Origin of the sequence: Micromonospora sp. NPDC047557, from assembly GCF_043205095.1 — a bacterium.
Taxonomy (GTDB): domain Bacteria; phylum Actinomycetota; class Actinomycetes; order Mycobacteriales; family Micromonosporaceae; genus Micromonospora.
Map to the genome: position 1 here is coordinate 46,177 of NZ_JBIDDK010000017.1, position 21,291 is coordinate 67,467.

The window sequence follows — 21,291 nt, forward strand, 5'->3', positions numbered from 1 at the left end:
GTGGAAACACATAGCCAGACGCCCGGGAATTCCCCCGGTTCGATGAACCGTGCGAGGGAACGTAACAACCACGGAAACCGGGTGGCAATCGGTTGCCATTAATTGCCATCGATGCTCTGCTGATGTGCATGAACCCCGAAGGCGCGTCCTCGCCCCGTGCGGCGGCACGCCGGGAGGGCCGCGTGACCATCAACGACATCGCTGCCCTCACCGGCGTCGCCGCCTCCACCGTGTCCCGGGCGCTGAGCCGGCCCGACCGGGTCAACCGGGTCACCCGGGAACGCATCCAGGCCGCCGCCCGCGAGCTGAACTACGTACCCAACACCCAGGCGCGGGCGCTGTCGTCGGGGCGTACCGAAACGGTCGCCCTGCTCGTCTCGGACGCGACGAACCCGTTCTACTTCGGACTGATCCGCGGCGCGCAGCAACAACTGCGCGCCGCCGGCCACGCCCTGCTGCTGATCGACACCGAGGACTCGGCGGAGCTGGAGAACCATATGCTGCACAAGGTGCGCCGGTCGGTCGACGGGGTGATCCTCGCCGCCTCCCGCCTTCCCGAGCAGACCCTCTCCGTCATCGCCGCCGAACTGCCGGTCGTCACCGTCAACCGCAACGTCCCCCGGGTGCGCAGCGTCGTCATCGACAGCCCGGACGGGGTGATGCAGGCCGTCGAGCACCTGGTCTCGCTGGACCACCGGGCGATCGCGTACGTCGCCGGACCGCCGGCCTCTTGGGCCAACGAGGCCCGGTGGCGGGCGATGCGGACCGCGATGGCCCGACACGGCCTCACCGCGGCCCGCGTCGGACCGTTCGGCGTGTCCCGCAGCTCCGGGTCGGTCGCCGCGGACGCGCTGCTGAATACCGGTGCCACCGCCGGCGTCACCTTCAACGACCTGCTGGCGATCGGCATCCTGCGGCGGCTGGCCGAACGCGGCGTCGACGTCCCCGGCGAGATCAGCGTGGTGGGCTGCGACGACATCTTCGGCGCCGACTTTTGCAGCCCTCCGCTGACCACCCTCACCGCGCCGATCGAACAGGCCGGCCGGGTGGCGGTGTCCATGCTGCTGGACCACCTTGAGCACCTGGGGGAAACGGCGTCCCGTCAGACCGTGCTGCTGCCCACGCACCTGACCATCCGGCAGTCCAGCGGGCCGGCCCCGCGCCGGTGACCACCCGCCGGGCCGCCTCTCCCGGACGACCGGCCCGCGTTCACACCCCTGTCGAGAAAGGCACCTGCGTGAAGATCGTCGCAGCGGACGTCGTCGTCACCAGCCCCGACCGCAACTTCGTCACCCTGAGGATCACCACCGACGAGGGACTCACCGGGCTCGGCGACGGCACCCTCAACGGCCGGGAACTCTCGGTCGCGTCCTACCTGGCCGACCACGTCGTCCCGCTGCTGATCGGGCGGGACCCACACCGGATCGAGGACACCTGGCAGTTTCTCTACCGGTCGGCGTACTGGCGGCGGGGACCGGTCACCATGGCCGCCATCGCGGCGGTGGACGTCGCGCTGTGGGACATCAAGGCCAAGGCCGCCGGCATGCCGCTCTACCAACTGCTCGGCGGCGCGTCCCGGGCCGGGATCATGGCGTACGGGCACGCCTCCGGGCGGGACCTGCCGGAGCTGTTCGACTCGATCCGCCACCATCTCGACCTCGGTTACCGGTCCATCCGGGTGCAGACCTCGGTGCCCGGCATCAACGTCGTCTACGGAGTGGCCGCGCAGCCCAGCTCCGACGGCAAGCGCTACGACTACGAGCCGGCCCAGCGCGCGCCGCTGCCCGTCGAAGAGGACTGGGACACCCGCGCGTACCTGCGCCACCTGCCCGGCGTCTTCGAGGCGGTCCGCAACGAGTTCGGCCCCGAGCTGCCGCTGCTGCACGACGGGCACCACCGGATGACCCCCATCCAGGCCGCCAAGCTCGGCAAGGCCCTCGAACCGTACGACCTGTTCTGGCTGGAGGACTGCACCCCGGCGGAGAACCAGGAGGCGTTGCGGCTGGTCCGCCAGCACACCACCACGCCGCTGGCCATCGGCGAGATCTTCAACACCGTGTGGGACTACCAGACCCTGATCCGGGAGCAGCTCATCGACTACGTGCGGTCCGCCGTCACCCACACCGGCGGCATCACGGCCATGCGCAAGCTGCTCGACTTCGCCGCCCAGTACCAGATCAAGTCCGGCATCCACGGCCCGACCGACATCTCCCCGGTCGGCATGGCCGCCGCGCTCCACCTCGACCTGGCCATCCACAACTTCGGCATCCAGGAGTACATGCAGCACGGGCCGCTCACCAACGAGGTGTTCCGGCAGTCGTTCACCTTCACCGACGGTTACCTGCACCCGGGCGAGCAGCCCGGCCTCGGCGTGGAACTCGACGAGAAGTCCGCCGCCCGGTTCCCGTACCAGCCGGCGTACCTGCCGTTCAACCGGCTCTCCGACGGCACCGTCCATGACTGGTGACCGCGCGGTGGCGACCCGCCACAGGGGGTGGCCCGTCCGGACCGATGCCCGGGCAACCTGCGCGGCCACGACCACCGCGTCCGGCCCCAGGACGGCCAGTCAGATGGCGGCTGCGGCTCGAACGGGTCACCGAGCTGGGTGCCCGGCATCGCCAGGTGCGCCTCGGTCATCTCCCGGATCGACTCGTAGCCGGACGCGGTGGTCGGCGGCAGGCCAAGGGAGTGCGTACGCAGAAAATGGGTCTGCGTGTAGCCGGGCTCCACGAGGGTGACCTGCACGCCAAAATCGCCGACTTCCGCAGCCAGTAACTCGGTCAGTCCTTCCAGGGCGTACTTTCCGGCGCAGTAGAGACCCCAGCCCGGGAAGGAGGTCAGACCGAGGATCGAGGAGATGTTCGCCGAGCGCGACGCGAAACCTGAGCTCTTCCGAGCAGCCCGAGGCCGGAGCCGTACGGAGAAATAGCCCAGCACCAGCAGGGCCACCACCAGCAGGAGGGGCCACAGCCACATCCACCGGCCGTCCCGCCGTAACCCATCATCACCGTCACCCTGCCGGACGAATCCCAACGCGGTCGCTCCTGCTCCGGACGCTACGGCCGCAGGCCCCATCCACGGCAGGGCAGCGGGACCGGTCGGGACGGGTCGAAGGTCCCGATCGCCGACTCGTGGTCAAACGGGAGCAACGGCCGGGTCGGGTATCTCGAGGGTCCCGTCCCGCCTGGTCGGCGAGGGTCGGGAGAGGGCCACCGCCAGCAGCACTCCAGCGAGAATCTGGCAGGCGCCCAGGAGGATTACCCGCAGGGGCAGCGAGTGGATGTAGAGGGCGCCGGCGAGGGCGCCGCCGGCCAGTGCGGCCACTCCCTGTACGGCGGCGAACACCCCGTATGCGGTGGCGCGGCGTGGAGCGGCCACCAGGTCGGCGACCAGCGCCTTGACCGTGGAGTCCTGCACGCCGACCGCGGCGCCCCATAGGAGTGTGCCGGCGACGAGGCCAACGCCGCTGCGGGACAGCGCGAGCGCGGGTACGGCGGTGGCGAGGGTCGGCAGTGCGTACAGCATCAGCTCCGAGCGGTGGAGTCGGCGCCAGCAAATGATGGCGCAGGCGAGGGTGAGGAAGGCTTCGTGGATGTCGGGCGAGGCGGAGGTCCAATTCGCTGTGACGAGCCCGGCAAGTCGCCGGGCGCCGAGACCGGCCACGGCGTCGGCACGCTCGTCGACAAGGCACGCCCCACCCGTACCACGCCGACGGCCAGAACATCGAGGCCGGAGCACGGCACCCGAAGCCCTCATCGGCCGTCCGGTGGAGCGGGCGGGGAAGCCGGACGGAGGGCTCTTCGAACGTTCAGCCCGCCGCCAACTAGAAGTAGGTCGAGTACAGGTTGTTCGTCGGCCAAGCGGTGATCTTGCCGGCGGCCGTCCAGAGCAGCGGATCGATGTCGCCGTAGGCCAGGCCGGAGGCGTCGTCACGCTGGTTGAACAGTGCGGCCCAACTCATCCCGTTGTAGGTGCGGACCAGCAGGCTGTACGTTCCGGGCAGGCTGCCGGTGTGCCAGGTGTTGCGGCCTGTTCCGCCCGTGCTCACCGGGCGAACCTGCCAGCCGAGGCCGTAGTACCAGCCGTCGGAGTTGACGCCGATGCTCGGCACCGCGAAGACCTGGCCCAGCGCGGTGCTGCCGAGCACCGTTCCGGCCTTGTCGAACACCGAAGCCCACCGCACCATGTCGACGGCCGAGGCGATCCAGCCTCCGTGCGCGTCCATCAGCCGCATACTGAACGTGCCGTAGGGCGCCGGCACGATCGCGCCGGAATCGTCCAGCACGGTCGGGCCGGTCTGCCGCGACACGTACGGCACCTCACCAGTGTGCTTGGCGATGCTCCACCCCTGCGCCATCCGGGTGATGCCGAGCGGGGCCAGGAGCTTCTGCTGAACGTACGTGGCGTACGGAAGCCCGCTGACCTTCTCGATCACCCGGGCTGCGACGTTGTAGCCGAAGTTGCTGTAGACGGCCTTGGTGCCCGGCGTGAAGTCGAGCGGCTGCCCGGACATATATTTGATGACGTCGCCCGGGTACAGCTCCATCGGCACACCCAGCGCCTTAGCGATCACCCGATCGTTGAACTGCGGGTCCGGCGAGACCGTCCGATCCCAGCCGCCGGTGTGTTGCAGCAGCTGCCACAGCGTGACGTTGGCGATGCGCGGGTCGCGGGTCTGCCCGGGCGGTGGAGTCAGGTCGGTGATCGTGGCCACCTTGGTGCCCAGCGTCAGCTTGCCGTCCTGCACCAGCTTGACGATGGCGGCCGCGGTGAGCGACTTGGAAAGGCTGGCTACCCGGAAGAGCGACGTGGGCTGAACGGTGAGCGTGGTGTCCGCACTCCAGCTGTACCCACGGGCGAGGACGAGACGCCCGTTGTAGGTCACGGCCAGCTGGCCGGCTGCGATGTTCCGCGCCTGCATGTACGACTTCATGGCGGTGTCGAACGACGCCAGCGCCGGGACGGCAGTTCCGGTCGCCTTCCATGTGGCCGCCGAAGCGGCCGCCGAAGCGGCCCCGAAGCCACCGTAGGTGGCGGCGCCGAATCCGGCCGCCAGGCCAACTTTGCCCAGGGAACGCCGGCTGATTCGAGTATCCCGTTCACTCACGATCGACGATTATGCCGGGCGCGCGCCGCCCGAGGCCATCTCAATTCGATCTTAAGTCCTCCGATGTTCCGATGACCCGGCGCGCACGACGGGTCGGGTTCGGCCGGTTCGCAGCAGGGTCGTCGGTGCGCCCCTGCTCGGGCAGCCTGATGGGCGGCCAGCCCCGAGGGGCATGTGAGTGAGGGCGTGGCGGTGTAACTGATCTGGCAGCGGCCTACTGCACGGTATCGCCGCTTGACGCCGGCCATCATCGGCGACCCGGCTGGTGTGTTGATCGTTGATGACACCGGGTTCCTGAAGAAGGACCCCTGGTCGGCCGGGGTGCAGCGCCAGTACTCCAGCACCGCCGGTCGGACGGAGAACTGCCAGGTCGGGACGTTCCTGGCCTACCGCTCAGCGAAAGGCCACGCGCTGATCGACCGGCCAACGGCCACCCGAGCCTTGGCCAGCCGAGGGCTACGCCCCCCTGTTTACGCCGTCCTAGGAGGCTGGTATCCGGGGGTACCCGGGGAATGAACGCGAATCTCCCTCGTGTTGCCCCGAACGCGACTACGGTCAGACCAGTGGTGAACGGCCCCAGAGCGGTGGAGGCACTCAAGGCGGACCCGACCCTGTCCGGGTTGCGCCGCTCCTTGGAGGCGTACTACGGCGACCCGGCCCGCGAGGCGGCGATGGACGCGTTCTACGCGCCCCTGATTCGCCCAGGGGACCTGGTCTTCGACGTCGGCGCGCACGTGGGCGACCGGCTCGGCAGCTTCCGGCGGCTGGGCGCTCGCGTGGTGGCCGTCGAGCCGCAACCGCTCTGCACCCAGGCCCTGCGCGCCCTCTACGCCGACGACGACCGGGTCACCGTGGTGGAGGCGGCGTGTGGGGCGCGTACCGGGCCGGTGCGGCTGTACGTCAACTCGGCGAACCCGACGATCTCCACTGCGTCGGCGGATTTCCTGCAGGCCGCCGAGGGAGCCGGCGGCTGGGAGGACGAGAGCTGGGACGTCGAGATCGAGGTGGCCGGAACCACACTCGACACCCTGATCGCGGCGCACGGCGTGCCGGGCTTCGTAAAGATCGACGTGGAGGGATTCGAGGACGCCGTGCTGGCCGGGTTGAGCCGCCCCCTGCCGGCGCTGTCCTTCGAGTTCACCACCATCGAACGGGACCTGGCCGCGCACTGCTTGGACCAGCTCACCCGCCTGGGCTTCACCAGGTTCACCGTGGCGCTCGGCGACGAAATGGCGTTCGCACTCAATGGCTGGCGGCCGGCGGACGAGGTGGCGGCGTACCTGCGGGCGCTGCCCCACGAGGCCAACTCGGGCGACGTCTACGCCCGCGCCCGGCCCGCCTGACCCAGGCAGAAACCTCGTCCGCCCAGGTCACGCAGCCTATTCGTACTCGTGAGGATGCCACCAAGGGGTTTATGCCTACGTATGTCGAGGCAGGTGGTCTGGCCTAGATCGGTGATCGCCCGAGGCAAGGGGTGCGGTCGGGCGTTCGCGATGCCCTGATGCGGCCGATGAGAGATGTAGAACCGCCACCACAAAGGACTCGCCAGTAACCGCGCTGCCGGTGGGAGCGGCGTCTCAGCTGGCGCGAGCCGCACCACGACCACCCGCCCGCCTTCTCAGAAGGACCGGTCCGCCGGCCAGCCCTTCCGCCCACCTTGATGGAGAATCGAAGAATGTTTGTCATCAGGGAGCGGTTCTTTTCGATCGGCGACGACTTCGACGTACTCGACGAGCACGGCACCAAGGTCTTCCACGTCGACGGCAAGGTGCTCAGCGTCCGCAACAAAGTCGTCATCGAGGACGCCGCCGGGCATGAGGTCGCCACGCTGCACCGGCACCTGGTGGCACTGCGTCCCACGTACGAGATCCGGATCGGCGGCGAGAAGGCCGCAGAGGTCCGCAAGAAGCTCCTCACGCCGTTCCGCGACAAGTTCACCATCGACGTGCCGGGGCCCAACGACCTGGAGATGAAGGGCGACCTGCTCGACCACGAGTACGTGATCGAACGCGACGGCACCGAGGTGGCCGTGGTCTCCAAGCGGTGGCTGACGATCCGCGACACCTATGCCGTGCAGGTCACTGCCGGTGTCGACCCACTGCTCATCATCGGCAGCGTCCTCGCGCTCGACCTGGCCCTGGACCGCGACAAGAAGAAGGGCGACGAGGACTGACCCGTTAGGCGGCAGCAGCGCTGCTCCGGGCCTGCTCGTCGCCGCGACGGTCACCCGGATCGTCGGCGGCGGATCGCCGATCAACGAGGTCACCATTGCCGGCGACCGTCCGCAATGGACAAGAGCCCGGGTTCCGAGACGTCTCCCTGACGGCTTCAGGGTGGCGTGCTGAGGCCAGCTTCGTGGGCCAGCAGGGCGGCTTCAGTACGGGTGCTGCAGCCCAGCTTGACCAACAACCGCGAGACATAGCCATCACCAGCGCCGGCCTGTACCAGTTACGGGTGACCCCAGGTATCACCCACCGTCCTCCGCCACCAACCTGAGGGCGGACGAACCGCCGTTTCACCCCGACGGGGGCGGGTACCCGCCGCAATCCGGTTCGAGAGGGGATCCGAGAGGTGAACTACAGCGAGTTCATTCAGTCTGTGGCAGCACGACCCAAGGTTCCGCCGGGGCAGGCGGAATCGATCACCCGCGCCACGCTGGAGACTGTGGCAAAACGGATCAGCGGTGGCCAGGCAAGAGACCTCGCCTCTCAACTTCCCGAGGAGCTACGAGGCTTGGTGTCCAGGCCCAACGAAGATCCGGAGCGGTTCGGCCTTACCGAATTCTTGGAACGGGTGCAGTCCCAGGCAGGGGTGGATCGCCAGGTGGCCACCGACGGAGCGCGGGCCGTGTTGGATACTCTGCGTGAGTCTGCCAGCGCAAAGGAGTACGGGGACTTTGTCGACCAGTTGCCGCAGGAGTTCTGGCAGTTGACCGGGCCAGGGTCGGGACAGCTCCAGCCCCGCCGGATCGGCACCTAGGCCACGCCCTCGCTGCGGATGGCGCTCAGGCTGATCACCAGGATCAGCCAGACGCGGTTGGCAGGGTGACCTCCCGGCCGGCGGTGGAATCGCCTAGTCCCTACTGGCTGATCCGCCGTCTCCTCGGTTGCATCCCTGAGCCGTTTTATGCGTCGGCCTGCGGGTAGACGGCGACCGGGTCCGAGGGACGGGCCGAGGATCGGAGCCCCAAACCGATGGTGCGCTCCATCCGGTCCGCATGCTAGGCGAGGCCCGAGGAGTGCGGGATGGCCGAACCGGAGAGCCGGGGCACGGGCGCACGAGAGTCGCGCGCGCAACCGCGTGAGCAGTTTGATGGGCAGCGCGACACCGAGAAAGGCGCGGAATTCGCCGGTCGGGACCAGAACCTCGACGCCGTCGGCGGGCCGAAAGGCGCCAAGCCCGTCGAACGCCCTGTCGTCGCGAAGAGTAGTGAGCACGGCCTTCCTCAGCCGGCTGGCGGGCACAGCAGCAAAACGATGTCAGACCCGGACGTCGTCCTCCAGATTCCGCAGGTCACAGTCGAACAGATCTACGTCGAGGTCGACAATCTGGACGCCTCTGTTTCTCTGCGAGCCCGGCTGGGCAGCCTACTTCAGCTGGACGTGGGGGTTCAGGCGCACCTCGGTACAGTGAAGATCGACATCAAGGGCGTCGAGGCTGAGGCGATGCTCGAGGTTCGGCTCGATGAGCTCCGGGGCATTCTCGACAGCGCCCTTTGCACCATCGAGCGCAACCCTCAGATCATCGAGTCGGTGGTGAAGACGGTGGACACCGCCGTGAACCAGGTCGGGCAGACGGCGCAGGAGGCGCTGGGGCCCAATGGGCCGCTGTCGCAGACGCTGCAGCAGGCGACCCAGCAGGTCGGTCAACAACTCGGACAGGCCATCCAGCAACTGGCTCCGAGCAGCGGGACGGTGGCTGGCGGCGGTATGGAGGGGCTCCCCGGCATGCTGGGGGGATCTCCGGCCCATGCCGCGTGGCAACGGATGAAGCGGATCGTCAACAGCAGCCAGCCACTGAGGCAGGTCACGACGTGGCTGGCAGGACCGCAGGGGCAACAGCCGCAGAGCTGATCGACGTCCGCCGCGGTGGTGGCACAGCAGCTGGCCAGGTCACGCCACTGCTGCAGGCTGCGCGGGAACCGATTGGTCCAGATTGGTGACCAGCTTGAGGGCGACGGCCAGGATCCCCGTTCCGTAGGTGTAGGAGAGCAGCGCATGCCCGAGCGCGATCCGGCGCAGGCGGTTGCTTGTCGGTCCGTTCTCGCCCGGGGCGTAGGACATGCCGACCGTAAAGGCGACGTACGCGAAGTCGGCGTACGCCGGTGGGCTGACGGGTTAGCCGGTCAGTCGCCGTGGTGGCGGCTGGTGGAGCGGAGTGACCCCTGAGTGCCCTCCCGAGCCGGCTCGCTGTCCACCACCGACCTGCCCAGCCGGCTCACCCAGTCGACGAACTCCGCGTCCTGCCTCGGCAGCGGCTCGCCGTCCAACCGGGTGCCCGCGCCGTCGGCGTCGGCCCGGGATTTGTTGCGCCGGAACAGGCCCAGTCGGCCGCCAGCCCGCTCGCTGGTCCGTTCCGCCTTGACAACGGATGCCGGGGCCGCCGGCGCGGGGATTGCGGCGACCGGAACGGCCCCGGCGGGGCCGGCCTGCGCGGCGTCGGCCGTGGGCAGGGTACCGGCGCGCCGGGCGTTCGCGAGGGCATCCCAATTCGCGGCCTGGTCCAGGTTGGGCAGGGGCGGCCGGTGCCGAGGTGGGAGAGCCGGTTCGGCGCCCTCTTGCGTGCCGGCCGAGTGGGTTGCCTCGGCGCCCGGAGCGGGCTCGGTCGAGGACGGCACCCGCCGGGCCGGAACGACTGGCCGAACTGCCTGAACTCGAGCCCGGTCGATCTTCGGCGGCTGGTACATCCGGCCGGTCCCCGGGGCGGCGGGTGCCCCGACGGGTTCGGTGTTGTCGGCCCCCGCCGTTCCAGAGCCGTCCCCGCCGGGTCCTGCGGGAAGGTGGGCCGCCGTCGCGGGCGCCGGTTGCGATGTCTCCGGTGTGGCGAGGTCGGCCGGCGCGGCGAAGTCGGCCGGTGTGGCGAGGTCGCCAGATGCGGCCGATGCGGCGGTAACGGTCGGTGCGGCGGTCCGCGTCGCGGAGTCGGCCGGCGCACCGTAGCCCAGCGGTTCGGCCGCGGTCGCGTGCGTCGCTGCCATCACGCCGACGAACCTCCCCGTGCCGGCCAGGTCGACGGGCTCCGGCTCGTCGGCCGCGCCCGTGCCTGGCGTCATGGCCCGCGGCACGGCGGGGTCGGACAACGGGCGGAGGATGTCGGTCGGCTCGACGACCCGCTCTTCGGAGGTGCGCGACCGGAACGGCCAGCGGACCAACGCGGCGGCGGCCGAACCGAGCACGCCGGCGGCGACGGCGAGCAGCGCGCCGTAGTACGGCGTGATCTGGTACCGGTCGACGGCGCCGCCGGGACCGGCGGTCAGGTAGGCGAACGCGATCAGCACCGCGCCGGTCGCGCCGGTCGCGCCGTTGACCAGAGGCGGATGCCTGCGCCAACGGGCCAGCCCGCCGGTCGCCGCGCCGACGAGCAGGGCCACCGCTGGCAGAGTCAGGAGAGCCTGGCGGTGTGCCGCGTCGGCGTCGAGCCCGGCCTGCTCCAGCACGCCGATCCGTACGGCGGGCAACGGCCCGGCGGTTGCGAGCGCCGGGACGACCGAGATGAGCGCCAGCAGCCAGACCACGCCGCCCACCGCCGCCATGTTCCAGCCCAGCGGCGGCTTCAGCAGTACGGCGATCGCGGCACCCGCGCCGACCAGCGCGCCGACGATCGCGCAGATGCCGAGGGCCCACATCGGGTCCACAGAGAAACGATCGGCGGCCTGGGCCGGCCGGACGCAGAGCGGCGCGATGACGGTGGCGCCCAGCGCGGCAGCGGCGGCGATGGCCACCAATCTGCCGGTGCTTTCCAGCACCCCGTACCGGCGGGCCAGGCGTGCGGTGACTACGGTGCCGGCTACTGCGGCGTGTGCCGCGAACCAGCCCACCCAGGCGAGCTGGGCGGGCCACTGGTTGACGGTGGCTCCGGTGGAGACGCCGGTGAGCTGGACGATGCCGAAGCTGAACGCGATGCCGAGCTGACCGGCACCGGCGAGCACGCCCATCCCGAGAGCCGCGACCAACAGGTTGCGCCAGGTGCGAGAGACCATGTCCGGCACCGTACGCACCTTTTAGGCCGATTGTGACTGAAATGCGATATTCCATGTCGGACGGCCGTGCCAGCGGTCATCCCAATTCGACCAGGTGCGCGACCTACCTGGTGCGGCCCACATCGGTGCGCATGTGGACCGTGCCGGGGTCGCGGGTGGCCGGTCGGCTCGTCGGCGTCGATCACCGCCCCCGGCGTCCTCGCCACGGTGGCGGCGAGGTGAGGCCGGCCACGGCCGACGCGCCCGGCGTCAGAGCCGGAAGGTGAAGGTGGCATCCGCATTCGCCCCGGACCACCTCAACCAAACGATCACGGCAATGGCCGACGCCCAGCCAGTGGCCAACTAACGCCACTCACGGCCGCAGTCCAGGCCACGATCACGGCTTGTAACGCAAAGCTCGCCCGGTCACCAGTTCCGCAGTGGGGGTGACGCTATGCACCTGGTCGGTGCTGGTGCTGGAGTCCGCCCAGTCCCTGACCTGGCTGTTGTCCCCCGAGTTGAGCCGCGTACTACTGGTCGCCGGGCTGGCGTTCCATATCGCTATCACCGTCGTCTTCGAGCTGGTCACCTTCGGCCTCGCGATGAGTGGGGCGCTGCTGCTCTACCTGCTGCCCGCCGGACACCACCAGGTCAGGCCGTCGGCGCTGTCCCTAGGACGCGCGGCGCGGGGTCGACGTGTGCCCATCGCCCGACGTCATAGGAGCGCCGCGCTCGCTCCACCTCTGGAAGGTGGGCATCGGCCCAGGTGGTCAGGTGCGCGAAGAGCGGGCCGAGACTGGCACCCAACTCGGTAATTTCGTACTCGACTCGAGGGGGCACCTCGGCGTGGTAGGTACGCGCCACGAGCCCGTCGCGTTCGAGTTGCCTAAGCCGCTGCGTGAGCACCTTCGGCGTGATGCTGGTCAGCAGGCGCTGTAGCTCCACAAAGCGCTGCCGACCATATTCGTGCAGGGCCCACAGGATGGGCGTGGTCCATCGACTGAACACGATGTCGACGACCGGCGCGACCGGACATGCCAGCTCGGGATCTGCCGACTGCTTCACGTGCCCTCCGTCACAAACGCATTACTATCCTCTAGGTACCTACTATGCCGATGCTACTAGCGTCTCCTTTCAGCCGTGCGAACGCCACGGTCGAACTGGAGAAACAGACATGTTTGTCGTGGTAGGAGCCACCGGGAACGTCGGCCGTACGCTCTCGTCAATTCTCGTGGCGTCGGGTAACGCCGTGACGACGGTGTCGAGGGGACGACGCCCACTCGCCGTACCGGACGGGGTTCGCCATCACCGCGCGGACCTTGAGCAGCCGGAGAGCCTTCGCCCGGCGGTCGCCGGCGCCGAGGCGCTTTTCCTGCTCGTGGAAGGCGCCGGAGCCCATCTCGACATGCGCGAAATCCTGCGGGTCGTCGCAGCGGGTGGCGTGAAGCGCATCGTGCTGCAGTCCTCGCAAGCGGCCGGCACCCGGCCGGATTCGCCGTCACATGCGCCACTGCGCGCCATCGAGGACCTCGTCCGCCACTCCGGCCTCGGCTGGACAATCCTGCGCCCCGGCGGCTTCGCCTCCAACGCCCTTGCCTGGACTGAACCGGTCCGGGGCAACCGGATGGTCGCCGCACCGTTCGGCGACGTCGGCCTGCCTCTGATTGACCCGGCCGACATCGCCGAAGTGGCGGCCGCCGCCCTACGCGACCACTCACATGATGGCCGCACCTACGAACTGACCGGCCCTGCCCTGAGTACGCCGCGCGAGCGGGTCGCCGACCTCGCCGCCGCGCTCGGCGAGCCGATCGGCTTCGTGGACCAGACGCCAGACGAAGCCCGCGAACAGATGCTGCGGTTCATGCCACCACCGGTGGTCGAGGGCACGCTGGCGATCCTCGGCGCGCCGACCAAACGTGAGCAGCGGATCAGTCCGGACGTGGCCGACGTCCTGGGCCGCTCACCACGCCCCTTCGCCGCCTGGGCCACGCGTAACATCGACGCCTTCCGCCGGCCCTCAAGCTGAGCTGAGCCCGCGCGCGTCGGCCGTCGGCGCCCGGCTCAGGCCGCCCTGGATGTCCTCCTCGATCCGCTTCGCGGCGGCCAGCAGCGGCGGGAGCAGTTCTCGACGGATCATCTCGAAGGACCCTCGGCTGGCGTGCGCGGACACGTTCACCGCGGCGATCACCGACCCGTTCTCGCCGTGGATCGGCGCGGCCACCGAACGCAGCCCCTCCTCCAACTCCTGGTCCACGATGGCGTACCCCTGGGCGGCGATCTTCGTCAGGACGGCGCGCAGCTTGGCCGGGTCGGTGACGGTGCGCCGGGTCAGCGGCCGCAGCTGCGCGGTGGCGAGGTAGTCGTCCAGCCACTCCACCGGTTGCGCGGCGAGCAGCACTCGGCCCATGGAGGTGGCGTACGCGGGGAACCGGGTGCCGACGCTGATCCCCACGGTCATGATCCGCTTGGTGGGCACGCGGGCGACGTAGACCACCTCGTCACCGTCGAGCACGGACACCGAGCAGGACTCGTGCACCTGCGCGACCAGCGCCTCCATGTGCCGCTGCGCGACCTCGGGCAGGCTCAGGCTGGACAGGTAGGCGTAGCCGAGTTCGAGGATCCGGGCCCGCAGCGAGAAGAGCCGGCCGTCGGTGTGCACGTAGCCCAACTCGACCAGGGTGAGCAGGAACCGGCGCGCCGCGGCCCGGGTCAGCCCGGTCCGTCTGGCCACCTCGCTGAGCGTCAGCTGCGGATGTTCGCCGTCGAACGCCCGGATCACCGCGAGGCCGCGCTCCAGCGACTGAACGAACTCCGGCGACCTCGTCGCCTCCTCGCTCACGCTCACCCGGCCTCCTGCCGCAGGGTCTCCCGGGCCACCTTGAACGCCCGGTTCGCCGCCGGTACACCAGCGTAGACGCCGACCTGGAGCAGGACCTCCGCCACCTCCTCCGGGCTGAGCCCGTTGCGCAGCGCGGCCCGGACATGCATCGCCAACTCCTCGTCGTGGTGCAGGGTGGCGAGCACGGCGAGAGTGACGCAACTACGGGTCCGCCGGTCGAGGCCCGGCCGGCTCCACACCTCCCCCCAGGCGTAGCGGGTGATGAAGTCCTGGAAGTCGGCGGTGAACTCGTCCGTGCCGGCGATCGCCCGGTCCACGTGCGCGTCACCCAGCACCTGTCGACGTACCGTCATGCCGGCCTCGTGCCGCTCGCGGTCGTTCATCCGTCACCCCGTCCCTCGTGGAAGTGTTCCAACAGGAGTCGGCACACCTGCTCGGGTTGCTCGACGTTGGCCAGGTGCGCCGCCGCGTCGACCACCGCCAGCCGGGCCCGTGGGATGCGCCCCACGATCTCGCGGGCGTGCTCCACCGGGGTGGCCGGGTCGTCCGCGCCGGCGATGACAAGCGTCGGCGCGGCGACCCGGCCGAGGTCGGGTCGGAGGTCCATCGCGGCTATCGCCTCGCAGCAGGCGGCGTATCCGGCCGGCGACGTCGTGGTCAGCATGGCGCGGTGGGTGGCGACCACCTCCGGCCGGGCGGCGGCGAAGGCCGGGGTGAACCAGCGGGCCACCACCGCGTCGGCGATCGCCGGCAGGCCGTCGGCCCGGACCGTCGCGGCTCGTGCCCGCCACTGCTCGGGTGGGCCGAGCGATGCCGACGTGCAGAGCAACGCCAGCCGCCGCACCCGGTCGGGCGCGTACGTGGCGAGCCACATGCCCACCATGCCCCCGATGGACAACCCCGCGTAGTGGACCCACGGCACGTCGAGGTCGTCCAGCGTCCGCAGCAGCTCCCGGCCCAGCAGGTCCAGCGTGTACGGCCCGGGCGGCACCGCCGACCGGCCGTGGCCCAGGTGGTCGTACCGGATGACCCGGAACCGTTGGGCGAGCGCCGGCACCTGGGGTTCCCACATGGCGGCGGCGGTGCCGAGGGAGCTGCCCAGCAGCAGCACCGGCGCGGCGACCGGGCCGTCGACGGTGAGATGCAACCGGGTGGTCATCCGCCCGCTCCCCCGACGGCGGCCAGGGCACTGTCGACGAACCGGCCGGCCGAGCCGAGCCAGCGGTACGGGTCGAGCGCCTCGGCCAGCTCCGTGTCGGACAGGTGGGCGCGGACCTCGGGGTCGGCGAGCAGCGCGGCGGAGAACGAGGGTTCGGCGGCGGCGCGGGTCACCAGATCGTGTGCGACGCGGCGGCCGACGGCGGGCGCCAGGCGCGCGGCGACCGCCTCGGCGAGCAGGCGGCCGCCGGTCGCGTCGAGGTTCTCCCGCATCCGCTCCGGACGGACCTGCAGCCCGGTCAGCATCCGGGCGCACCGGGCGGTGGCGCCACCGGTCACGTGCAGCAGATCGAGCAGCGGCTCCCACTCGGCGTGCCAGCCGCCCGCAGCCCGCTCGTGCTCCTGCACCGCCGTGGCGAACAGGGTGGCGACGAGACCCGGACCGCGTCGCGCCGCGGCCGTGACGAGGATCGAGTCCACCGGGTTGCGCTTGTGCGGCATGGCCGAGGAGCCGCCTCGTCCGGCGCCGCCCTCGGCGACCTCACCCACCTCGTTCTGGGCGAGCAACCCGACGTCGAGCGCGATCTTGCCGGTGGCCACCAGGAGCGCACCGAGGGCGGCGGCCAGATCGAGCCAGGGTTGACGGCGGGTGTGCCAGGGCAGCGGGCTGGGCGGGAGGCCCAGGTGCGCCGCGAACCGCTCGGTGACCTCGGCGCCGGCCGGGCCGAACGCGGCCAGGGTGCCGACCGCACCGCCGAGTTGCGCGGGCTGCGCGGCGCGGGCCTGACGCAGTCGGTCTCGGGCCTGGACCAGACCGGTCAACCAGCCGGCGGCCTTGAGCCCGAAGGTGCTGGGTGCCGCCTGCTGCCCGAGCGTCCGGGCGACCATCACAGTGTCCCGGTGCGCGTCGGCCAGCCGGGCGGCGGCGTCCACTGCCACGTCGAGCTGAGCCAACAGCGGCCCGAGCGCCCGCACCGCCACCAGGACCAGCGCGGTGTCCAGCACATCCTGGCTGGTCGCTCCACAATGCACCCAGGCTCGGGCGTGCTCCGGCACGGCGGCGGTCAGCTCCCGCACGAGCGGGACGACCGGGTTGCCGGTGGCGTCGGCGGCCCGGCCCAGCGCCGCCGGATCGTACCGCTCGGCGCGGCACCGCTCGGCGATCGCCTCCGCTGCCGGTACGGGCACGATGCCGGCGCCCGCCGCGGCCCGGGCGAGCGCGGCCTCCACGTCGAGCATCGCCTGGAGCACTGCCGGGTCGCTGAGTTCCGCGTCGACGTCCGGGGCGCCGGAGAGGCCGCCGAGCAGACCGTCAGAGGGCGAAGAAGACGGTCTCATGGTCGCCCTGAAGGTGGATGTCGAACCGGAACCCCTCCGGGGCGGGACTCGCCAGCAGGGTGCCACGGCGGTCGGCGTCGACGCTGCGCAGCACGGGGTCGTCGGCGTTCGCCGCCGACTCGTCGGGGAAGTAGAGCCGGGTGACGAGGCGGTGCAGCAGCCCACGCCCGAAGACCGACAGGGTCAGGTGGGGGGCTTCGGTGCCGCCGTCCGGCTCGGGCAGCGCACCGGGCTTGAGGGTCAGCAGCCGGTACCACCCCTGCCCGTCGGTCTCGCTCCGCCCGAATCCGCGAAAACCCGGGAGCGCGGGCGGCCGGGCACCCCGAGGGTCGTCCGGATGGTCGAACCGGCCCTCCGGGTCGGCCTGCCAGCTCTCCACCATCGCGTCGACCACCGGCGCTCCGGTGCCGTCGACGATCCGACCGCTGATCCAGAACGCGCCCGGCGTGCCCTCGGGCACCACGTACGGGCCGTCGGGCCAGCGCAGACCGATGTGCAGGTACGGCCCGACGGTCTGCGCGGGCATGACGCCCAACTGCTCACTCATCGTCGTCCTCGTCCTCGAAAGGGGTGCTCTCCCGGCCGCGCAGCACGATGTCGAATTCGTACGCCAGCGCCCACTCCGGTGCGGTGCTGGCGTGGTCATACCGGGCGATCATCCGTTCCCGGGCCTTCGGGTCGCGGACCGAGTTGAAGATCGGGTCCTGGAAGAAGAGCGGGTCGCCCGGGAAGTACATCTGCGTCACCAGCCGCTGGGTGAACGCGCGGCCGAAGAGGGAGAAGTGGATGTGCGCGGGCCGCCAGGCGTTGTCGTGGTTACGCCAGGGGTAGGCGCCGGGCTGCACCGTGATGAACCGGTAGCGCCCCTGGTCGTCGGTGAGCGCCCGGCCGACCCCCTCGAAGTGGGGGTCGAGCGGCGCCGGCCAGGTGTCCCGTGCGTCGCGGTACCGACCGGCGGCGTTGGCCTGCCAGATCTCGACCAGCGTGTGGGGTACCGGTCGGCCGTCACCGTCGAGGACCCGCCCATGCACGATGATCCGCTGTCCCTGCGGCTCGCCGTCGTGCTGGCGGGTCAGGTCGTGGTCGAGCGCACCGACCCGCCCCTGCCCCAGCAACGGCCCGGTGATCTCGGTCAGCCGCTGCGGCAGGTGGACCAGTGGGTGTCTCGGCGCCCGCGCCACTGTCGACTTGTAGCCGGGGCTGAGCAGGGGTGGGTGGGCATCGACGTCGTCGCGCCGGTACCGCGGTAGCACCAGGCCGCTGCTGGTCCGGCTGTCCTGAGTGGTCATTGTCGTCTCCCGTCGGACTTCGTCGCCTCCAGCGCCCGCAGCACCGCGAGTTCGCGTGCCGTCGGCGGCGCACCGGTGGCCAGTCCCCCGGCGACGGCGAGGTCCCAGCCGGTGGCCGCCCCCGCCTGGTCCCGGGTCACGCCGGGGTGCAGTTGGGTCAGTGTGAGTTCGCAGGTGACCGGGTCGGGTTCGAGGACGCCGAGGTTGGTGATCACCACTCGGGGGCCTCCGCCGCGCAGACCGAGTCGCTCCCGGTCGCCCGGGCCCGTCCCGTACCCGACCGAGGTGACGAAGTCGACCCGTTCGGTGAACGTCCGGAGGTCCTGTCGGACGATCACCACGACCTCGCCGCAGGAGGCGGCGATCTCCGGGGCGCCACCGGCGCCGGGCAGCCGGACCTTCGGGGCGTCGTAGTCGCCGCCGACGACAGTGGTGTTGATGTTGCCGTAGCGGTCGATCTGCGCGGCGCCGAGGAAGCCCACGTCGATCCGGCCGGGCTGGAGCCAGTAGTTGAACACCTCGGGCACCGAGACGACCGCGTCAGCGGTGTCGGCGAGGATCCCGTCTCCGATGGAGAGCGGAAGCCGGTCCGGCTTCGCGCCGAGGCACCCGGATTCGTAGATGAGCACCAGGTTCGGGGCGTGGGTCGCCCGGGCGAGATTCGCCGCGGTGCTGGGCAACCCGATCCCGACGAAACAGACGGTGCCGTCGCGTAGTTGCCGTGCTGCGGCGACGGTCATCATCTCGTCCGCGGTCCAGTCCGTCATCGCGTTCCCTCGCTCGCTGCGCTGGCTCACGCCGCCGCGCCGGCCTTGTGCACATGCTCGTCCAGCCAGGCGCGGAAGGTGTCGCGGTGTCGGCTGACGGCGTCCCAGTCCCGGTAGAAGTCGTTGTCCCGCACCGAGTAGCCGTGGGCGTAGGAGGGGTGCGCGCCTCCGGGCACCTCGGCCACCGCGGTGACCGCCCAGCCGGGCAGGACCACCTGCCCGGGTACGGGTTCCAACTCGTCCACGATCTCCTCGACGGTGACCAGTGACCGGTGGGCGGCGAGCACCGCCTCCTTCTGCACCCCGGTGATGCCCCACATCTGCACGTTGCCGTTCCGGTCGGCGCGCTGGGCGTGCACCACCGTCACGTCCGGCCGCAGGGCGGGGACGGCGGTCAGCGTCTCGCCGGTGAACGGGCAGGTGATGGGCCGGATGTTGGTGGTGTGCCCGGGCAGGTCGGTGCCGGTGTAGCCGCGCAGGACGGCGAACGGCAGCCCGGACGCCCCGGCGACGTACCGGTTGGCCATGCCCGCGTGACTGTGCTCCTCCAGGTCGAGTGGGCGTGGCCAGGCGTGCTGCACGGCGTCCCGGAAGCGGTGCAGCGACCCGACGCCCGGGTTGCCACCCCAGGAGAAGACCAGGCGACGGGCGCAGCCCGCCCCGATGAGCTGGTCATAGATGACGTCGGGGGTCATCCGCACGAGGGTCAGATCCTGTCGCCCCTGGCGGATGATCTCGTGGCCGGCGGCGAACGGAATGAGGTGCGTGAACCCTTCCAGGGCCACCACGTCGCCGTCGCGGACCAGGTGCGCCACGCCGTCGGTCAGCGAGACGAGCTTCGCCATGGGCCTCCCCCGCCTCCTGCCCGAACCGTGCTGCCGTCAGCCGTTCGCTATGCGGACTGCCGTACTCATCTCGAACGTACGACGGGGAACGACATCCGTCAACGACAGGCGGGACAGCCGTCCACAGTGCTCGGCAATCACGCCCGGCGATGCGTTGACGCGAGCCGGGCCACGTGCCAACGTTCATAGAGAGAACGGCCGTTCGGTAAGCGAACACCTTCGGGCCCTTCGTGAGCGGAAGTCCGCCCGGTCACCCCGGGACCAGCCCACCGGCCCCACGCTCCGAGGAGGACCGCCATGACACTGCTGGACGTCACGACCTGGCAGGGCACCCTGCACAGCGACGGCTGGGTGGAACCGGCCGGCGGCACGGCACCCGTACGATCCCCCGCCACCGGCGAGGAGATCGGCCAGATCGGCGTGGCGAACGCCGCGGACGTGACGCGCGCCTGCGCCCGCGCCGCCGCCGCCCAGCGCGCCTGGGCCGCCGCCGGCTACGCCGAGCGGGCCGCTGTGCTGCGCCGGGCCGGGCAGCTGTTCGAGCGGCACGCCGCCGAGATCGGCGACTGGATCGTGCGGGAGTCCGGGTCCATCCCACCCAAGGCCGGCGTCGAGACCGACACCGCGGCGCAGGAGTGCTACGAGGCGGCGGCGCTGGCCTCGCACCCGCTCGGCGAGATCATCCCGAGCGCGCAACCGCGGCTCAGCCTGGCTCGCCGGTTGCCCGTCGGCGTCGTCGGGGTCATCGCGCCGTTCAACTTCCCGCTCATCCTGGCCACCCGTTCCGTCGCCCCGGCCCTGGCGCTGGGCAACGCCGTGGTGCTCAAGCCCGATCCGCGCACGGCGGTCTGCGGCGGTGTCTCGATCGCCCGGGTCTTCGAGGAGGCCGGCCTGCCCGACGGGCTGCTGCACGTCCTTCCCGGCGGGGTCGAGGTCGGGGAGGCGCTGGTGGCCGACCCGAACGTACGGGTGGTCAGCTTCACCGGGTCCACCGCTGCCGGCCGCAAGGTCGGCGAGGCGGCGGCACGCCACCTCAAACGCGCGCACCTCGAACTCGGTGGCAACTCGGCGCTGATCGTGCTCGACGACGCCGATCTGGACCTCGCGGTCTCCGCCGGCGCCTGGGGGTCGTTTCTGCACCAGGGCCAGATCTGCATGACCACCGGTCGGCACCTGGTGCACGAGAGTCTGTCCGAGCGGTACGTCGAGCGGCTGGCGGAGAAGGCGAACCACCTGCCGGTCGGCGATCCGGCCAAGGAGCAGGTGGCGCTCGGACCGATCATCGACGAGCGCCAGCGCGACAAGGTCCATGCACTGGTCACGGCGAGCGTCGACGCGGGTGCCCGGTTGGCGGCCGGGGGCACGTACGAGGGGCTGTTCTATCGGCCGACGGTGCTCACCGACGTCACCCCCGCGACCCCGGCGTACGCCCAGGAGGTCTTCGGCCCGGTCGCCCCGGTGATCACCTTCGCCGACCAGGACGAGGCCGTGCAGTTGGCCCGACAGACCGAGTACGGCCTGTCGCTGGGGATCCTGGGCCGCGACGTGATGAGGGCGATGGCCCTCGCCGACCGGATTCCCAGCGGGATCGTGCACATCAACGATCAGACGGTGAGCGACGAGGCGGTGGCGCCGTTCGGTGGGGTGGGGGCGTCCGGCACCGGCTCCCGGTTCGGTGGGCCCGCGGCGAACGTCGAGGCGTTCACCGAGACCCAGTGGCTCACCGTGCAGGGCGCCATCACGCGGTACCCGTTCTGACTCGGGAGGACA

At 70.8% G+C, this 21,291-nt stretch carries 20 protein-coding genes and 3 pseudogenes; 9 read left to right on the forward strand and 14 right to left on the reverse strand.

What is annotated here, in order from left to right:
* Positions 1-182: 182 nt before the first annotated feature.
* Together ACGGAQ_RS28705 and manD are read left to right on the forward strand one after the other, a co-directional pair.
* Positions 183-1,169 (forward strand): LacI family DNA-binding transcriptional regulator, encoded by a 987-nt coding sequence (locus ACGGAQ_RS28705; RefSeq protein ID WP_393054538.1) that lies wholly within the window; start codon positions 183-185, stop codon positions 1,167-1,169.
* A gap of 68 nt (positions 1,170-1,237) precedes the next feature.
* Positions 1,238-2,467: a D-mannonate dehydratase ManD gene (gene manD / locus ACGGAQ_RS28710; protein WP_393054540.1), complete on the forward strand. Its 1,230-nt coding sequence runs from the start codon at positions 1,238-1,240 to the stop codon at positions 2,465-2,467.
* A gap of 239 nt (positions 2,468-2,706) precedes the next feature.
* On the opposite strand, the pseudogene ACGGAQ_RS28715 reads toward manD, so the two are convergent.
* The 3 genes and pseudogenes from ACGGAQ_RS28715 to ACGGAQ_RS28725 all read right to left on the reverse strand — a co-directional run.
* A pseudogene (locus ACGGAQ_RS28715) lies at positions 2,707-3,075 on the reverse strand (SDR family NAD(P)-dependent oxidoreductase); the annotation flags it as partial.
* A 60-nt stretch (positions 3,076-3,135) separates the two neighbouring features.
* Entirely contained in the window at positions 3,136-3,525 is a 390-nt protein-coding gene (locus ACGGAQ_RS28720) for an MFS transporter (RefSeq protein WP_393054542.1), read from the reverse strand.
* 298 nt (positions 3,526-3,823) lie between these two features.
* Complete coding sequence (locus tag ACGGAQ_RS28725) at positions 3,824-5,107, reverse strand: serine hydrolase domain-containing protein (RefSeq protein WP_393054544.1); 1,284 nt, start codon at positions 5,105-5,107, stop codon at positions 3,824-3,826.
* 249 nt (positions 5,108-5,356) lie between these two features.
* Here ACGGAQ_RS28725 and ACGGAQ_RS28730 point away from each other — a divergent pair.
* From ACGGAQ_RS28730 to ACGGAQ_RS28750, 5 genes and pseudogenes are all read left to right on the forward strand, one after another.
* Positions 5,357-5,530 (forward strand): annotated as a pseudogene (locus tag ACGGAQ_RS28730) (transposase); the annotation flags it as partial.
* A 140-nt stretch (positions 5,531-5,670) separates the two neighbouring features.
* Positions 5,671-6,450 (forward strand): FkbM family methyltransferase, encoded by a 780-nt coding sequence (locus ACGGAQ_RS28735; RefSeq protein WP_393054546.1) that lies wholly within the window; start codon positions 5,671-5,673, stop codon positions 6,448-6,450.
* Between the two features lie 332 nt (positions 6,451-6,782).
* Complete coding sequence (locus ACGGAQ_RS28740; RefSeq protein WP_393054548.1) at positions 6,783-7,280, forward strand: LURP-one-related/scramblase family protein; 498 nt, start codon at positions 6,783-6,785, stop codon at positions 7,278-7,280.
* A gap of 398 nt (positions 7,281-7,678) precedes the next feature.
* Complete coding sequence (locus tag ACGGAQ_RS28745) at positions 7,679-8,086, forward strand: DUF2267 domain-containing protein (protein WP_393054550.1); 408 nt, start codon at positions 7,679-7,681, stop codon at positions 8,084-8,086.
* 266 nt (positions 8,087-8,352) lie between these two features.
* Positions 8,353-9,180 carry a hypothetical protein gene (locus ACGGAQ_RS28750; protein ID WP_393054552.1) on the forward strand — a complete coding sequence of 276 codons (828 nt, stop codon included), beginning with the start codon at positions 8,353-8,355 and terminating at the stop codon, positions 9,178-9,180.
* A gap of 39 nt (positions 9,181-9,219) precedes the next feature.
* Here the strand turns inward: ACGGAQ_RS28750 and ACGGAQ_RS28755 are convergent.
* From ACGGAQ_RS28755 to ACGGAQ_RS28765, 3 genes and pseudogenes are all read right to left on the reverse strand, one after another.
* Positions 9,220-9,423: pseudogene (locus tag ACGGAQ_RS28755) on the reverse strand (DUF1345 domain-containing protein); the annotation flags it as partial.
* Between the two features lie 29 nt (positions 9,424-9,452).
* Complete coding sequence (locus ACGGAQ_RS28760; RefSeq protein ID WP_393054554.1) at positions 9,453-11,306, reverse strand: hypothetical protein; 1,854 nt, start codon at positions 11,304-11,306, stop codon at positions 9,453-9,455.
* Positions 11,307-11,936: 630 nt separating this feature from the next.
* Entirely contained in the window at positions 11,937-12,350 is a 414-nt protein-coding gene (locus ACGGAQ_RS28765; protein WP_393054556.1) for a winged helix-turn-helix transcriptional regulator, read from the reverse strand.
* A 109-nt stretch (positions 12,351-12,459) separates the two neighbouring features.
* On the opposite strand from ACGGAQ_RS28765, the gene ACGGAQ_RS28770 reads away from it, so the two are divergent.
* Positions 12,460-13,311, forward strand: a complete 852-nt coding sequence (locus ACGGAQ_RS28770; RefSeq protein ID WP_393054558.1) for an NAD(P)H-binding protein — start codon at positions 12,460-12,462, stop codon at positions 13,309-13,311.
* Here the strand turns inward: ACGGAQ_RS28770 and ACGGAQ_RS28775 are convergent.
* From ACGGAQ_RS28775 to ACGGAQ_RS28810, 8 genes are read right to left on the reverse strand one after another with little or no spacing between them, the layout of a single operon-like run.
* Positions 13,303-14,130, reverse strand: a complete 828-nt coding sequence (locus tag ACGGAQ_RS28775) for an IclR family transcriptional regulator (RefSeq protein WP_393054560.1) — start codon at positions 14,128-14,130, stop codon at positions 13,303-13,305. The genes ACGGAQ_RS28770 and ACGGAQ_RS28775 overlap by 9 nt on opposite strands.
* Complete coding sequence (pcaC, locus tag ACGGAQ_RS28780) at positions 14,127-14,507, reverse strand: 4-carboxymuconolactone decarboxylase (protein ID WP_355139690.1); 381 nt, start codon at positions 14,505-14,507, stop codon at positions 14,127-14,129. The genes ACGGAQ_RS28775 and pcaC overlap by 4 nt, the downstream gene beginning before the upstream one ends.
* Positions 14,504-15,283, reverse strand: a complete 780-nt coding sequence (gene pcaD, locus ACGGAQ_RS28785) for a 3-oxoadipate enol-lactonase (protein ID WP_393054563.1) — start codon at positions 15,281-15,283, stop codon at positions 14,504-14,506. The genes pcaC and pcaD overlap by 4 nt, the downstream gene beginning before the upstream one ends.
* Positions 15,280-16,620, reverse strand: coding sequence for a 3-carboxy-cis,cis-muconate cycloisomerase (gene pcaB / locus ACGGAQ_RS28790; RefSeq protein ID WP_393054565.1), 1,341 nt, complete (start codon positions 16,618-16,620; stop codon positions 15,280-15,282). Before pcaB ends, pcaD begins: the two co-directional genes overlap by 4 nt.
* Positions 16,595-17,167: a protocatechuate 3,4-dioxygenase subunit alpha gene (pcaG, locus tag ACGGAQ_RS28795; RefSeq protein WP_393054567.1), complete on the reverse strand. Its 573-nt coding sequence runs from the start codon at positions 17,165-17,167 to the stop codon at positions 16,595-16,597. The genes pcaB and pcaG overlap by 26 nt, the downstream gene beginning before the upstream one ends.
* Entirely contained in the window at positions 17,160-17,909 is a 750-nt protein-coding gene (pcaH, locus tag ACGGAQ_RS28800) for a protocatechuate 3,4-dioxygenase subunit beta (RefSeq protein ID WP_393054569.1), read from the reverse strand. The genes pcaG and pcaH overlap by 8 nt, the downstream gene beginning before the upstream one ends.
* On the reverse strand, positions 17,906-18,676 hold the full coding sequence (locus ACGGAQ_RS28805; RefSeq protein WP_393054571.1) for a CoA-transferase subunit beta: 771 nt from the start codon (positions 18,674-18,676) through the stop codon (positions 17,906-17,908). Before ACGGAQ_RS28805 ends, pcaH begins: the two co-directional genes overlap by 4 nt.
* 26 nt (positions 18,677-18,702) lie before the next feature.
* Positions 18,703-19,521 carry a CoA transferase subunit A gene (locus ACGGAQ_RS28810; protein WP_393054573.1) on the reverse strand — a complete coding sequence of 273 codons (819 nt, stop codon included), beginning with the start codon at positions 19,519-19,521 and terminating at the stop codon, positions 18,703-18,705.
* A 297-nt stretch (positions 19,522-19,818) separates the two neighbouring features.
* Between ACGGAQ_RS28810 and ACGGAQ_RS28815 the strand changes: the two genes are divergently transcribed.
* Positions 19,819-21,279: a benzaldehyde dehydrogenase gene (locus ACGGAQ_RS28815; RefSeq protein ID WP_393054575.1), complete on the forward strand. Its 1,461-nt coding sequence runs from the start codon at positions 19,819-19,821 to the stop codon at positions 21,277-21,279.
* Positions 21,280-21,291 lie beyond the last annotated feature (12 nt).

Coding starts and splice junctions, on each gene's coding strand:
- pcaG (WP_393054567.1), bottom strand. CDS start 17,167: ATGAGTGAGCAGTTGGGCGTCATGCCCGCGCAGACCGTCGGGCCGTAC.
- ACGGAQ_RS28760 (WP_393054554.1), bottom strand. CDS start 11,306: ATGGTCTCTCGCACCTGGCGCAACCTGTTGGTCGCGGCTCTCGGGATG.
- pcaH (WP_393054569.1), bottom strand. CDS start 17,909: ATGACCACTCAGGACAGCCGGACCAGCAGCGGCCTGGTGCTACCGCGG.
- pcaC (WP_355139690.1), bottom strand. CDS start 14,507: ATGAACGACCGCGAGCGGCACGAGGCCGGCATGACGGTACGTCGACAG.
- ACGGAQ_RS28740 (WP_393054548.1), top strand. CDS start 6,783: ATGTTTGTCATCAGGGAGCGGTTCTTTTCGATCGGCGACGACTTCGAC.
- ACGGAQ_RS28770 (WP_393054558.1), top strand. CDS start 12,460: ATGTTTGTCGTGGTAGGAGCCACCGGGAACGTCGGCCGTACGCTCTCG.
- pcaD (WP_393054563.1), bottom strand. CDS start 15,283: ATGACCACCCGGTTGCATCTCACCGTCGACGGCCCGGTCGCCGCGCCG.
- ACGGAQ_RS28810 (WP_393054573.1), bottom strand. CDS start 19,521: ATGGCGAAGCTCGTCTCGCTGACCGACGGCGTGGCGCACCTGGTCCGC.
- ACGGAQ_RS28720 (WP_393054542.1), bottom strand. CDS start 3,525: ATGCTGTACGCACTGCCGACCCTCGCCACCGCCGTACCCGCGCTCGCG.
- ACGGAQ_RS28815 (WP_393054575.1), top strand. CDS start 19,819: ATGACACTGCTGGACGTCACGACCTGGCAGGGCACCCTGCACAGCGAC.
- ACGGAQ_RS28750 (WP_393054552.1), top strand. CDS start 8,353: ATGGCCGAACCGGAGAGCCGGGGCACGGGCGCACGAGAGTCGCGCGCG.
- ACGGAQ_RS28805 (WP_393054571.1), bottom strand. CDS start 18,676: ATGACGGACTGGACCGCGGACGAGATGATGACCGTCGCCGCAGCACGG.
- pcaB (WP_393054565.1), bottom strand. CDS start 16,620: ATGAGACCGTCTTCTTCGCCCTCTGACGGTCTGCTCGGCGGCCTCTCC.